Raw genomic sequence first — 13,122 nt, forward strand, 5'->3', positions numbered from 1 at the left:
CACGCTGAAGACTCGCGACTCAGACACAGGGTCCAGGGACCCATGTCCACTGCAAGTCGACAAAGCCGCTAATCCGCGGCAGGCGTAAGCCGGTAACCACCGGCGAGAGGGGTCGGGTCACAGTGACCGCACCGATCGAGACCACGGGAGCGGAAGCCGGGGCGCAGCCGGAGGCTGTGCTCGTCGGCGCCGAGAAGGGGCAGATCGAGGGCCGTTCCCTTGGACAGATCGCCTGGACCCGGTTCAAGAAGGACAGAGTCGCCGTGGCCGGCGGTGTCATCGTCGTCCTCCTGATCCTGGTCGCGGCACTCTCGCGTCCGATCCAGTCGATGTTCGGGCTGGATCCCGACGCTTTCCACCAGAACCTGATCGACGCCAACACCTCGCTGCCCACGGGCGGCTGGGGCGGCATGAGCTGGGACCACCCGCTCGGTGTGGACCCGCAGTTCGGCCGGGACGTCGCCACCCGCATCCTCGAAGGCTCCTGGGTGTCGCTGGTGGTCGCCTTCGGCGCCACGATCCTGTCGAACGTGATCGGCACGATCCTCGGCGTCGTCGCGGGTTACTACGGCGGCCGGGTCGACTCGATCATCAGCCGCCTGATGGACACCTTCCTGGCCTTCCCCCTCCTGCTCTTCGCCATCGCGATCTCGGCGACCCTGCAGGGCGGCGCCTTCGGCCTCAACGGCCTGCCGCTGCACCTGAGCGTGCTGATCTTCGTCATCGGCTTCTTCAACTGGCCCTACCTGGGCCGGATCGTCCGCGGCCAGACCCTCGCCCTGCGCGAGCGCGAGTTCGTGGACGCCTCCCGGGGCATGGGCGCCAAGGCGCCGTACATCCTCTTCCGGGAGCTGCTGCCCAACCTGGTCGGCCCGATCATCGTCTACTCGACGCTGCTCATCCCGACCAACATCCTCTTCGAGGCGTCCCTCAGCTTCCTCGGGGTCGGTATCCAGCCCCCGCAGGCATCCTGGGGCGGCATGTTGCGGGACGCGGTCACCTATTACGAGGTCGACCCCGCGTACATGATCGTTCCCGGCCTCGCCATCTTCGTGACCGTCCTGGCGTTCAACCTGCTGGGCGACGGTCTCCGCGACGCTCTCGACCCCCGCAGCCGCTAGGGCCCGCACCCGAGAGTCCACCAAGTTTCCGACAATGGAGGAAGCAGACCATCATGCGAAGGTCAGCGCTGGCCGCAGTTGCGGCCATCGGCTCCGCGACACTGCTCATGGCAGGTTGCAGCAAGGCCGATGACAGTAAGAGTGACAACGGTACGAAGGCGGCTGGGGCCAACGCAGCGACCAAGGACGTCGTCAACGCCTCTACGCACAAGGGCGGGACGGTCACCTACGAACTGTCCGACGTTCCCGACTCGTTCGACCCGGGCAACACGTACTACGCGTACATGTACAACTTCAGCCGGCTGTACGCCCGTCCGCTGATGACGTTCGAGCCCGGCCCCGGTTCCAAGGGCAACACCCTGGCCCCGGACCTCGCCGCGAGCAAGGGTGTCTCCAGCGACGGCGGCAAGACCTGGACGTACAAGCTGCGTTCGGGCCTGAAGTACCAGGACGGCACGGCGATCACGTCCAAGGACGTCAAGTACGCCGTGGAGCGTTCCAACTTCGCGCGTGACGTGCTCTCCCTCGGCCCGAACTACTTCCAGCAGTTCCTGGTCGGCGGCAAGGCATACAAGGGCCCGTACAAGGACAAGAGCGCCGAGGGCCTCAAGTCCATCGCGACGCCGGACGACACCACGATCGTCTTCCACCTGAACACGGCCTTCCAGGAGTTCGACTACCTGGTCGCGGCGCCGCAGACGGCTCCGGTGCCGCAGGCGAAGGACAAGGGCGTCGACTACGTCAAGAACATCGTGTCCTCCGGCTCGTACCAGTTCCAGAGCTACCAGGACGGCAAGCAGGCCGTCCTCGTGCGCAACAAGAACTGGAACGCGGCGACGGACCCGCTGCGCAAGCAGTACCCGGACAAGATCGTCGTGAACCTGAAGGTCAACGCCGACACGATCGACAAGGACGTCCTCGCGGGCGACGCTGTCGACCTCGGCGGTACGGGTGTCCAGGCCGCGACCCAGGCGCAGCTGCTGACCTCCGCCGACAAGAAGGCGGGCACGGACAACACCTTCGGTGGCCGCCTCGTCTACATGGCGATCAACACCAAGGTGAAGCCGTTCGACAACGTGGCCTGCCGCAAGGCCGTCGAGTACGCCATCGACAAGGTCTCGGTGCAGACCGCCGAGGGCGGCCCGATCCGCGGTGAGATCGCCAGCACCGTCCTTCCGCCGGACATCACCGGCTACGAGAAGGCCGACCAGTACGCCACCACCGGCAACAAGGGTGACGTCACCAAGGCCAAGGCGCAGCTGAAGGCCTGCGGCAAGACGTCGATCTCGACGAACCTCTCGGCCCGCAGCGACCGCCCGCAGGAGATCTCCGCGGCCACCGCGATCATCAACTCGCTGAAGGCCGTCGGCATCAACGCCAGCCTGAAGCAGTACCCGTCGGGCAAGTACTTCACCGACTACGCGGGTGTCCCGAAGTTCACCGAGCAGCAGAACATCGGCCTGATCATGATGCAGTGGGGTGCCGACTGGCCCTCCGGCTACGGCTTCGAGCAGCAGATCCTGAACGGTGCGGCGATCGGTGCCTCGGGTAACACCAACCTGTCGCAGTACGACAACAAGACGGTCAACGAGCTCCTCTCCAAGGCCATCGGCACCGAGGACGTGACCACCCGCAACAGCATGTACGCGCAGGTCGACAAGCAGACCATGAGCGACGCGGCCCTCGTCCCGCTGACCTACTTCAAGGTCCTGCTCGCCCGTCCGGCGAACTACAGCAACCTGGTGTCTACGGCGGCCTTCAGCGGCCAGTACGACTACCTCAACATCGGCACCACGAAGTAGTCGTAGCCCCGGAAGGCAGGTGAAGGCATTGGTGCCCGCGGGCTTAGCGGCCCGCGGGCACCAGCGCCGATCCCCGTGATCTCGTACATTCTCCGTCGGACGGTCGCAGCGGTGATCCTGCTGCTGGTCGTCTCCGCGGTCACCTTCGGCATCTTCTTCCTGCTGCCACGGCTCGCCGGCCAGACCGCGGACCAGCTGGCCCAGCAGTACATCGGGAAGAGCCCGTCGGCGGCGGACATCGCCGCGGTCAAGCACAACCTCGGTCTGGACCAGCCCCTTTACCTGCAGTACTGGCACTTCATCAAGGGGATCGTGGCGGGCGCCACCTACAACATCGGCCCCACCACGGTGCACTGCGACGCGCCCTGCTTCGGCTACTCCTTCAAGGACCACGTCGAGGTCTGGCCGCAGCTCACCTCCCGCCTTCCGGTCACCATCTCGCTGGCCTCCGGCGCCGCCGTGCTCTGGCTGGTGTCCGGTGTCACGGTCGGTGTGATCTCCGCGCTCAAGCCGCGGTCGTTCTTCGACCGCGCCTTCATGGGCGTGGCGCTCGCGGGTGTCTCGCTGCCCATGTTCTTCACGGGCAACCTGGCCATCCTGCTCTTCACGTACCAGTGGCCGATCTTCGGCCGCACCTACGTCCCGTTCACCGAGAACCCCGTGCAGTGGGCCAACACGCTGTTCCCGGCGTGGTGCTCGCTCGCGCTCCTCTACTCCGCCATCTACGCGCGGCTCACCCGCTCGGGCATGCTGGAGACGATGAACGAGGACTTCATCCGCACGGCCCGCGCCAAGGGCCTGCGGGAACGCAACGTCGTCGTCAAGCACGGTCTGCGGGCCGCCCTGACGCCGATCATCACCGTCTTCGGCATGGACCTCGGTCTGCTGCTCGGCGGCGCTCTGATCACCGAGTCGGTGTTCTCCCTGCACGGCATCGGCCAGTACGCGGTGCAGTCGATCGAGAGCAACGACCTGCCCCCGATCCTCGGCGTGACCCTGCTCGCAGCGTTCTTCGTAGTGATCGCAAATCTTCTGGTGGACCTGTTGTACGCCGCCGCCGACCCGCGGGTGAGGCTCTCGTGACCGACCTTTCCAAGACCGGCGCCGCGGTCGGCGAGCCCGTCGACACCGCCAAGGCCGCCCCGAACGCGTTCCTGGAAGTCCGCGACCTCAAGGTGCACTTCCCGACCGACGACGGCGTGGTCAAGTCCGTCGACGGGCTCAGCTTCTCGCTGGAGAAGGGCAAGACCCTCTCCATCGTGGGCGAGTCGGGCTCCGGCAAGTCCGTCACCTCGCTCGCGATCATGGGCCTGCACCGGCTCGGCCCGCGCGGCAAGAACGTGCGGATGACCGGCGAGATCTGGCTCGACGGCCAGGAACTCGTGGGCGCCCGGCCGGACGAGGTGCGCAAGCTCCGCGGCCGGCAGATGTCCATGATCTTCCAGGACCCGCTGTCCGCGATGCACCCGTACTACAAGATCGGCGACCAGATCGTCGAGGCGTACCGCGTCCACCACGACGTCAGCAAGAAGGTCGCCCGCAAGCGCGCGATCGAGATGCTCGACCGGGTCGGCATCCCCGAGCCCGCCAAGCGCGTCGACGGCTACCCGCACGAGTTCTCCGGCGGTATGCGTCAGCGCGCCATGATCGCGATGGCCCTGGTCAACAACCCCGAACTGCTCATCGCGGACGAGCCGACGACCGCCCTGGACGTGACCGTCCAGGCGCAGATCCTCGACCTGATCCGGGACCTGCAGAAGGAGTTCGGCTCCGCGGTCGTCCTGATCACGCACGACCTCGGTGTCGTCGCCGAGATCGCCGACGACGTCCTGGTCATGTACGGCGGCCGGTGCGTGGAGCGCGGTCCCGTCGACGAGATCTTCGAGAAGCCGCAACACCCGTACACCTGGGGCCTGTTGGGTTCGATGCCGCGCATCGACCGGGAGACCTCGGAGCGGCTGATCCCGGTCAAGGGCCAGCCGCCGAGCCTCATCAACGTCCCCTCGGGCTGCGCCTTCCACCCGCGCTGCCCGTACGCGGACATCCCCAAGGGCGACGTCACGCGAACCGTGCGCCCCGAGCTGGAGCTGGTCGCCGGCGGGCACTGGTCCGCCTGTCACCTTCCGGCTGAGGACCGTACGCGGATCTGGACCGAAGAGATTGCGCCGAAGCTGTGAGCGATACGAAGAAACAGACCGCCACCGCGGCCGTACCGGAGCAGGCGGCCTCCTCGGAGGACCGTGAGGTCCTGCTCAAGGTCGAGGGCCTGAAGAAGCACTTCCCCATCAAGAAGGGGATCCTGCAGCGTCAGGTCGCCGCGGTGAAGGCCGTCGACGGCATCGACTTCGAGGTGCGCAAGGGCGAGACCCTGGGCGTCGTCGGCGAGTCGGGCTGCGGCAAGTCGACCATGGGCCGGGTCATCACCCGCCTCCAGGACCCGACGGGCGGCTCGATCCACTTCGAGGGCCAGGACATCACGCGGCTGAACGCGGCCGGGATGCGTCCGCTGCGGCGCGACATCCAGATGATCTTCCAGGACCCGTACGGCTCCCTGAACCCCCGGCACACCATCGGCTCGATCGTCTCGGCGCCGTTCCGGCTGCAGGGCGTGGAGCCCGAGGGCGGGGTGAGGAAGGAGGTCCAGCGCCTTCTGGAGCTGGTGGGCCTGAGCCCCGAGCACTTCAACCGCTACCCGCACGAGTTCTCCGGCGGCCAGCGCCAGCGCATCGGCATCGCCCGCGCGCTCGCTCTGAAGCCCAAGCTCGTGGTGGCGGACGAGCCGGTCTCGGCGCTCGACGTGTCGATCCAGGCGCAGGTCGTCAACCTCATGGACGACCTCCAGACGGAGCTCGGCCTGACGTACGTGATCATCGCGCACGACCTCTCCGTGGTCCGGCACGTCTCGGACCGCGTCGCGGTGATGTACCTCGGCAAGATCGTCGAACTCGCCGACAGCACCAAGCTGTACGAGTCGCCGATGCACCCGTACACCAAGGCCCTGATGTCGGCCGTGCCGGTGCCGGATCCCAAGCGCCGGGGTGCCAAGAGCGAGCGCATCCTGCTCAAGGGCGACGTCCCCTCGCCGATCTCCCCGCCCAGCGGCTGCCGTTTCCACACGCGCTGCTGGAAGGCCACGGAGATCTGCAGGACGTCGGAACCCCAGCTGATCGAGCTCCGGCCCGGTCAGCAGGTCGCCTGCCACCACCCGGAGAACTTCGCGGACCAGGCCCCGCAGGACACCGTCCTGCTGAGCGCCGCGAAGGAAGCGGTGGAACTGGTGGGCGCCGCGGTCCTGGAGAAGTCGGCGGAGATCGAGGCGGAAGCCAAGGCCGAGGCGGCCGAGACCGCGACTGTGACCGAGGCGTCGGACGCCGAGGAAGCCGCTGCGGAGGCGCCCGCCGCCGAAGCCCCGGCCACTTCCGAGGAGACCCCCGAAACCCCGGCCCCTGCTTCCCCCGAAGCGGAATCCGGCGATCAGGAGTCAACTGCTAAGTAGCACATGACAAGTTGGTAAAGTCATGTCCATGTCGAAACGGGAGAGTGCAGAGTCGAGCGTGTCCGTCTGATCGGAAACGCACCCGTAGGGACGACTCATGGCACTCTCCCGTTCGGCACGTCTGGGGGCCCTCGCGACAGCGGCGGCCTCTTTTCTTGTCATCGCCGCCTCCTCCGCCCCCACCCCCGGCGCCGACGGCATCGGTGACTCCTACTTCCCGCAACTGGGCAACGGCGGCTTCGACGCCCGGCACTACGCCCTCGACGTCGCCTACAACCCCGACACCGACCGGCTCGACGGGCGTACGACGCTCACCGCCCGCGCCACCCAGAACCTCTCCTCCTTCGACCTGGACCTGCAGAAGCTGGAGGTCACCAAGGTCCAAGTGAACGGAAGACGGGCCCAGTTCACCCGCACCGGTGACGAACTGCGCATCACCCCGCGGGACTCCCTCCGCAAGGGCAGGGACTTCACGGTCACCGTCACCTACGGCGGCGTACCCGAACCCCTCAACGGTCCCATCGTGTTCGGCTCCGACTACGGCTGGATGAAGACCGCCGACGGAGTCTTCGTCGCCTGTGAACCCAACGCCGCCTCCACCTGGTTCCCGTCCAGCGACCACCCCTCCGACAAGGCCACCTACGACATCCGTATCAAGGCCCCCAAGGGCCTCACCGGCGTCTCCAACGGCCGGCTCATATCCACGTACGACAAGGGCGCCTCGACCTACACCCACTGGCGGGAGAGCAAGCCCATGGCGACCTACCTCGCCACCGCCACCATCGGGAAGTTCGACGTCAAGACGGGGACGACCCCCGGCGGGACGCCGATCTACGTCGCCATCGACCCCGTCCTCGCCAACAGCAACAGCGTCGACGTGTACGCCGTGACGGCCGCCGCCACCGACTACTGGTCGCAGGTCTTCGGGCCGTACCCCTTCGAGGAGACCGGCGCGATCGTCGACGACATGCCGGAGGCCGGGTTCTCGCTGGAGGTGCAGAGCAAGCCCGCCTACTCGGCCGTGCGCAGCGAGACGACGATCGTGCACGAGCTGGCCCACCAGTGGTTCGGCGACTCGGTGAGCGTGTCGCAGTGGAAGAACATCTGGCTCAACGAGGGCTTCGCGACCTACGCCCAGTGGCTGTGGGCCGAACACCAGGGCACCCGCACCGCGCACGACTCGTTCCTGGCCGGCTACAACTCACGCCCCGCCGACAACGCCTTCTGGCAGACCGTCGTCGGCGACCCGCAGCGGGACACCATGTTCGCCTCGGCCGTCTACCAGCGTGGCGCGATGACCCTCCAGATGCTCCGCGAGCGCATCGGCGACACCGCGTTCTTCAAGCTGCTGCCCGCCTGGACGAAACTCCACCGCTACGGCAACGGCGACACCGCCGGGTTCATCAAGCTCGCCGAGAAGATCAGCGGGCAACAGCTCGACGACCTGTTCCAGACCTGGCTCTCCACGCCCGGCAAGCCCACCCTGTAGATCCCCGAGAGAACAGCCGACAGATCTCCACGAGTAACAATGTGGGGTGCTTCAGCAACTGTTCAGCCCCTCCGTCCAGCACACGCTCGACCTCGTCGGCATCTTCGTGTTCGCCATCTCCGGCGCGCTGCTGGCCGTCCGCAAGAACTTCGACGTGTTCGGCATCGCCGTGCTCGCCGAGGTCACCGCGCTGGGCGGAGGGGTCTTCCGGGACCTCGTCATCGGGGCGGTGCCCCCGGCCGCCTTCACGGACCTGGGGTACTTCCTCACTCCGTTCCTCGCCGCCCTGCTCGTCTTCTTCCTCCACCCGCACGTGGAGCGGATCCAGTTCGGAGTGAACGTCTTCGACGCGGCCGGCCTCGGCCTGTTCTGTGTCACCGGCACGGTGAAGGCGTACGACTACGGGCTCGGCCTGACCTCCTCGGTGGCCCTTGGCCTCGGGTCCGCCGTCGGCGGCGGTGTGCTGCGGGACGTGCTGGCCAACGAGACTCCGTCCCTGCTGCGTTGGGACCGCGACCTGTACGCGGTCCCCGCGATCGTCGGCGCCACCATGGTCGCCCTGTGCATCCGCTACGACGCGCTGGGCCCGTTCACCAGCGGGCTCGCGGTCGTCACCGCTTTCGTGTTGCGCCTGCTCGCGATGAGGTTCCACTGGCGAGCTCCGCGTGCGTGGAACCGGCGGTCGACCGTCCGTGAGGAGTAGTGGTCCCGGTCCTCGCGTGCGGACGGTTCTTGCCCATTTCCAGCGTCAGCCAGCGGAACACCGACTTCACCTGCGGCCGCCACAGCGCCATCGTGTGACCGCCCGCGCTGTGCGGCAGGAACACCACGTGCACGGTCGTCGGCGCCTCGGCGACGGAGGCCAGGGCGGTGCCCGCCTCGTAGCCGTCGCCGGACTCGCCGGAGATGTACAGCGCAATCGGCGGCGGGGTCTTCTTCGCCTTGAGCAGCAGGTACGGGTTGTTCTCGGCGCGCAGGGCCGGGCTCGCCGCGGCGAGTGAATTGCGTTCGCCGATCGGGTCGTTGTAGCCGGACATGCCCACGGCCGCCCGGTAGCGGTCCGGGTGGGCGACGGCGAGCTTGACCGCGCAGTGCGCCCCGGCCGAGTAGCCGGCCACCGCCCAGCCCGAAGGGGCGGGCTCGGCGCGGAAGTTGTCCATGACCATCTTCGGTACGTCGACGCTCAGCCAGGTGTCGGCGTTGACCGTGCCGGTGATGTTGGCGCAGCCCGTGTCGACGCCGGCCAGCAGGTTGGTGCGCGGCGCGACCAGGATGAACGGCGCGACCCGCCCGCTCTTCATCAGCGGCAGCAGCTGCTCGTTCGCGTGCAGCGACCCGAACCAGGCCTTCGCCGAACCGGGATAGCCCGGCAGCAGCTCGACGACCGGGAACTTGTGGTGGCGATAGGCGGGTTCCCTGTACTGCGGCGGCAGCCACACGTACACCTCGGCGTTGACGCCCGACACCCGGCCCTTGAGTTGGGTGACCTCCACCCCGCCTGCCGCGCGCATGCCGGGGCCCTCGGCGGGCGAGAATGCCTGCTTGACCTTGGGCAACCGTTTCAGCGAGATGTTGCCGGTGCCGTTCTTGCCGAGGTTGGCGGCCTGCTGGACGTGGTTGCCGGTGCCGAGGAGGTCGGCCCAGTTGTCGTAGAGGTTGTTCTCGTTGTTGACCATGACGAAGACCAGGGTGACGGCCGTAGCCTGGGCGAACAGCAGCATCAGGGCCCGTGCCGCCACGCGTACGACCTTGGGGCCGCGCATCCGCGACCACAGCACGAGCGGCAGTATCAGGGCGACGATCGTCAGCACGACGGCGGTGTAGAGGAACGGAGTCCCGGTGAGGCTCATGTCCCCAAAGAGGGGGATCACGGGCCACGCGTCACGGACGAGTTCGGACACTTACCAAGAAATTGCCGGTTCCTCACCCGAGTGGCCGATGGTTTGCCGGTGGTTTCATATGCCCGCAACAACAAAGCTACCGCTTAGTAATCAACTGTTGTACGGTTCATCCATGCGAGAAGCAGCATCCGCACCGGCGGCCACCCGGGCTCCCCGGGCCACGATCGGCGACAGCGAGTTCGACCGCGACACGGCGGTCACCCGTCGCGCGCCGGGCGTCTACGACATCGACCTCTCGGCCGGCTGGACGATCATCAGCGCCGTCAACGGCGGGTACCTCCTCGCCGTCCTCGGCCGAGCCCTCGCGGACGCGCTCCCTCACAGCGACCCGTTCACGATCTCCGCGCACTACCTGACCGCGTCCCAGCCGGGCCCCGCGGTCATCCGCACGGATACCGTCCGCACCGGCCGCACCCTCTCCACCGGCCAGGCCTCCCTCTTCCAGTACGACGACGAGGGCCACGAGGTGGAACGCATCCGCGTCCTCGCCTCCTACGGCGACCTGGACACGCTCCCGGACGACGTCCGTACGACGGCGCGCCCGCCGGTGTTCCCGCCCATGGACCAGTGCTTCGGCCCTGAGGACGGGCCCACCCCCGTCTCCGGCAGTTCGGCGATCGCCGACCGCCTGATGCTCAAGCTCGACCCCTCCACCCTCGGCTGGGCCCTGGGCGCCCCCTCCGGCAAGGGCGAGATGCGCTCCTGGTTCGGCCTCGCCGACGGCCGCGACGCCGACCCCCTCTCCCTGCTCCTCGCGGTGGACGCCCTCCCCCCGACCGCGTTCGAGATGGGGATCATGGGCTGGGGCCCCACGGTCGATCTCACGGTGCTCGGCCGCGCCAGCCCGGCCCCGGGCCCTCTCCGCGTCTCCATCACCACCCGCAACCTGGCCGGCGGCTTCCTGGAGGAGGACGCGGAGATCTGGGACAGCGGCGACCGACTGGTGGCCCAGTCCCGGCAGTTGGCCCGCGCCCGGCTGTCCTGACGGACTCGCGCCCGACTCAGCTGACCGGCTTCCGCCCCAGCCAGGCCGCCAACTGCCTGTAGGCGTCGGCCTCTTCGGCTACCGGCTGGGCCGTGTCGAAGGGGGTGTCGGAGTCTCGCTGCTCGTCAGGGAGGACCCGGCGGGCGATCGACAGCGCGAACTCGGCGAGTTCCGGGTCGAGTTGGATGGGGTGGCCCAGCGCCTCCGAGAGGTCCCAGGTGTGGGTGACGCCCTCCATCAGGTAGCCGGAGAGGGCGATACGGCCCGGTGCCTCGCCCCACGGGACCTGGACCAGGGCGTCCAGGCGGGCGTCGTCCGCCCAGGCGTTCCTGACCCGGGTGCGGGCCTCGTCGTACGCCGTCGGCCAGCCCTTGTCGTCGACGCCGTCCACGAAGGGGTGTACGGCCATGCCGTCGCCGCCCTCGCCCACCGTCGCGATGCGGTGGGTACCCCCGACGAGGTGGCTCAGCAGGGTGCGTACGTCGAACTCCGTGCACGGGGTGGGGGAGGACAGCTGCTCCGGTCGTACCGTCCTGATCAGGGCGGCGGCCTGCTCGGTGGCTCGGGTGTACAGGGGGCGGGGGTCCGTGGCGTTTGTGTTCACGGCCCCGATGGTGGACGCATAACCTGACAGTTTCCGTCAACATTTGCGCGGGGCTTTCGGGCGGTGGATTCTGGGGGTGTGAAGGCCGACCGACTGCTCTCGATCCTGCTGCTCCTGCAGACCCGGGGCCGTGTCCCCGCGCACGAACTCGCCGACCGGCTGGAGGTGTCGGTGCGGACCATCTACCGGGACGTCGAGGCGTTGTCCGCCTCCGGGGTGCCGGTGTACGCCGAGCGCGGGCGGCACGGCGGGATCGAGCTGCTCGCCGGGTTCCGTACGGACGTCACGGGACTGACCGCCGACGAGTCACGCGCCCTGTTCATCCTGGCCGCGCAGGGCGCCCACGCCGCACTCGGCCTCGACGCCGCGCTCGGTTCCGCGCTGCGCAAGGTGATGGCCGCGCTGCCGGCGCCGTACCGCCCGGCCGCCGAGGTGACCTCCCGGCGCATCCTCGTCGACGCCACGCGCTGGAAGGGCGGGCCCCAACCCGCCGTGGACCTGGACGTGTTGCAGGACGCGGTCTTCACCGACCGGCGGCTGCGCCTGCGCTACCGGCACAGCGGCGCCAAGGAACCGAGCACCTACACCGTCGACCCGTACGGCCTCGTCTCCAAGGCGGGCGTCTGGTACCTGGTCGCCGACCGCCGTGCGCGCCCCCGCCTCTTCCGCGCCGACCGCGTGCACTCGGCCACCCTCCTGCCCGACCCGGTGAAGCGCCGTCCGGGTGTCGAACTCGCCGACGCCTGGGAGGAGTTGCGCCGCCAGGTCGAGGAACGCCCCGGCGGACTCGCCGTCACCGTCCGCGTCCGCCGCTCCCGCCTCGACATGTTCCTGCGCCTCAACGCCTCCTCGCTCGCCGAACTCCCCACGCTCGACGGCGAGGCCGACGGCGAGGACGCCTGGGTGACGGTCCGGCTGTCGTACGGCGTCGTCCGCGAGGCCCGTCAACTGCTCCAGTTCGCCGACGCGTTGGAGGTCGTATCGCCGCCGGAGGTACGCGCGGAGGTGGCCGCGGCGGCCGCCTCTGTCACGGAGCTGTACCAGCGGGTAAGTGAGCCGTCTCTGTGAACTCGCAGGTCAGCGGCGCCTCTTGGGCTGCCCTTTACCTGACGCACAGGCGTGGTACAGGGCGCCCCCAAGTCTCCCCTAAACGGCGTTGATTGAGTGCCCGTCTCAACACTCCCTCATCGTTTTTGGAGTTGTTTCTCATGAAGCGTGTACGGCTCGTCCCCGCCGTGGCCCTGCTCGTGCTCTCGCCCCTGGCCCTGGCGGCCTGCGGCTCGGGCGACTCGTCGTCGTCCTCCGGTTCCGGCTCCGGTTCCGGCAACTCCGGCTCCACACAGTCCTGTTCCGCCTCCGGGATGCCGACCGGCAATTCCACGGCACGCCCCAGCGGCGCCCCGTCCGGTGCGCCCACGGGTGCCGCGGCCTCGGGCAAGCCGACGGGCCGGCCGACCGGCAACGCCTCCGGCATGCCGACCGGCGCACCCGGCGGAGGAGGGGGCGGCCAGGGCGGCGGCCCCGGCGGCGGATGCGGTGGCGGGCCCGGCGGTGGCCAGATGAGCGGGGCCCCGCAGCAGGGCTGACCGCGGCTCCCGCACGACAGGGGCGGCACGCCCGGACACCGGGCGCCCCGCCCCAGTCGCATGTCCGCCCTCAAAAGGAACTCAAAGCCGCCCGTTAGGAAATCACATCCGCCCGTGGCAAGTTGAGCGCCGGGAGGG

The 13,122-nt window shown here is 68.6% G+C and carries 12 protein-coding genes; 10 read left to right on the forward strand and 2 right to left on the reverse strand.

From position 1 onward, the window contains the following. Window positions 1-122 precede the first annotated feature (122 nt). The 7 genes from ACFWP5_RS03485 to ACFWP5_RS03515 all read left to right on the forward strand — a co-directional run bounded on the left by ACFWP5_RS03485 (window position 123) and on the right by ACFWP5_RS03515 (window position 8,611). The gene (locus ACFWP5_RS03485; RefSeq protein ID WP_384149480.1) at window positions 123-1,121 is read left to right on the forward strand and encodes an ABC transporter permease; all 999 of its coding nucleotides are present in this window, start codon (window positions 123-125) and stop codon (window positions 1,119-1,121) included. 53 nt (window positions 1,122-1,174) lie between these two features. After that, window positions 1,175-2,923, forward strand: a complete 1,749-nt coding sequence (locus ACFWP5_RS03490) for an ABC transporter substrate-binding protein (protein ID WP_384149482.1) — start codon at window positions 1,175-1,177, stop codon at window positions 2,921-2,923. Between the two features lie 75 nt (window positions 2,924-2,998). Continuing rightward, on the forward strand, window positions 2,999-4,006 hold the full coding sequence (locus tag ACFWP5_RS03495; RefSeq protein ID WP_365306799.1) for an ABC transporter permease: 1,008 nt from the start codon (window positions 2,999-3,001) through the stop codon (window positions 4,004-4,006). Continuing rightward, window positions 4,003-5,100, forward strand: a complete 1,098-nt coding sequence (locus ACFWP5_RS03500; protein ID WP_384149485.1) for an ABC transporter ATP-binding protein — start codon at window positions 4,003-4,005, stop codon at window positions 5,098-5,100. Before ACFWP5_RS03495 ends, ACFWP5_RS03500 begins: the two co-directional genes overlap by 4 nt. Next, window positions 5,097-6,419 (forward strand): ABC transporter ATP-binding protein, encoded by a 1,323-nt coding sequence (locus tag ACFWP5_RS03505; protein WP_384149487.1) that lies wholly within the window; start codon window positions 5,097-5,099, stop codon window positions 6,417-6,419. Before ACFWP5_RS03500 ends, ACFWP5_RS03505 begins: the two co-directional genes overlap by 4 nt. A gap of 97 nt (window positions 6,420-6,516) precedes the next feature. Next, a complete protein-coding gene (locus ACFWP5_RS03510) occupies window positions 6,517-7,908 on the forward strand; it encodes a M1 family metallopeptidase (RefSeq protein WP_384149489.1) in 1,392 nt (463 codons plus the stop codon). Between the two features lie 46 nt (window positions 7,909-7,954). Then, window positions 7,955-8,611 carry a trimeric intracellular cation channel family protein gene (locus ACFWP5_RS03515; protein WP_384149491.1) on the forward strand — a complete coding sequence of 219 codons (657 nt, stop codon included), beginning with the start codon at window positions 7,955-7,957 and terminating at the stop codon, window positions 8,609-8,611. Here ACFWP5_RS03515 and ACFWP5_RS03520 read toward each other — a convergent pair. Continuing rightward, complete coding sequence (locus tag ACFWP5_RS03520) at window positions 8,520-9,758, reverse strand: alpha/beta hydrolase (RefSeq protein ID WP_384149493.1); 1,239 nt, start codon at window positions 9,756-9,758, stop codon at window positions 8,520-8,522. The two genes, ACFWP5_RS03515 and ACFWP5_RS03520, sit on opposite strands and share 92 nt — an antisense overlap. Window positions 9,759-9,921: 163 nt before the next feature. Between ACFWP5_RS03520 and ACFWP5_RS03525 the strand changes: the two genes are divergently transcribed. Beyond that, window positions 9,922-10,794: a thioesterase family protein gene (locus tag ACFWP5_RS03525; protein WP_384149495.1), complete on the forward strand. Its 873-nt coding sequence runs from the start codon at window positions 9,922-9,924 to the stop codon at window positions 10,792-10,794. Window positions 10,795-10,810: 16 nt separating this feature from the next. On the opposite strand, the gene ACFWP5_RS03530 is transcribed toward ACFWP5_RS03525, so the two are convergent. Further along, window positions 10,811-11,398: a TIGR03086 family metal-binding protein gene (locus ACFWP5_RS03530; RefSeq protein ID WP_384149497.1), complete on the reverse strand. Its 588-nt coding sequence runs from the start codon at window positions 11,396-11,398 to the stop codon at window positions 10,811-10,813. Between the two features lie 78 nt (window positions 11,399-11,476). On the opposite strand from ACFWP5_RS03530, the gene ACFWP5_RS03535 reads away from it, so the two are divergent. Together ACFWP5_RS03535 and ACFWP5_RS03540 are read left to right on the forward strand one after the other, a co-directional pair. Continuing rightward, on the forward strand, window positions 11,477-12,466 hold the full coding sequence (locus ACFWP5_RS03535) for a helix-turn-helix transcriptional regulator (protein WP_384149500.1): 990 nt from the start codon (window positions 11,477-11,479) through the stop codon (window positions 12,464-12,466). Window positions 12,467-12,606: 140 nt separating this feature from the next. Further along, window positions 12,607-12,984 carry a hypothetical protein gene (locus tag ACFWP5_RS03540; RefSeq protein WP_384149503.1) on the forward strand — a complete coding sequence of 126 codons (378 nt, stop codon included), beginning with the start codon at window positions 12,607-12,609 and terminating at the stop codon, window positions 12,982-12,984. The last annotated feature ends 138 nt before the right edge of the window (window positions 12,985-13,122 follow it).

It is taken from the genome of Streptomyces sp. NPDC058469 (assembly GCF_042721125.1).
In the GTDB taxonomy this organism is placed as follows: Bacteria; Actinomycetota; Actinomycetes; order Streptomycetales; family Streptomycetaceae; genus Streptomyces.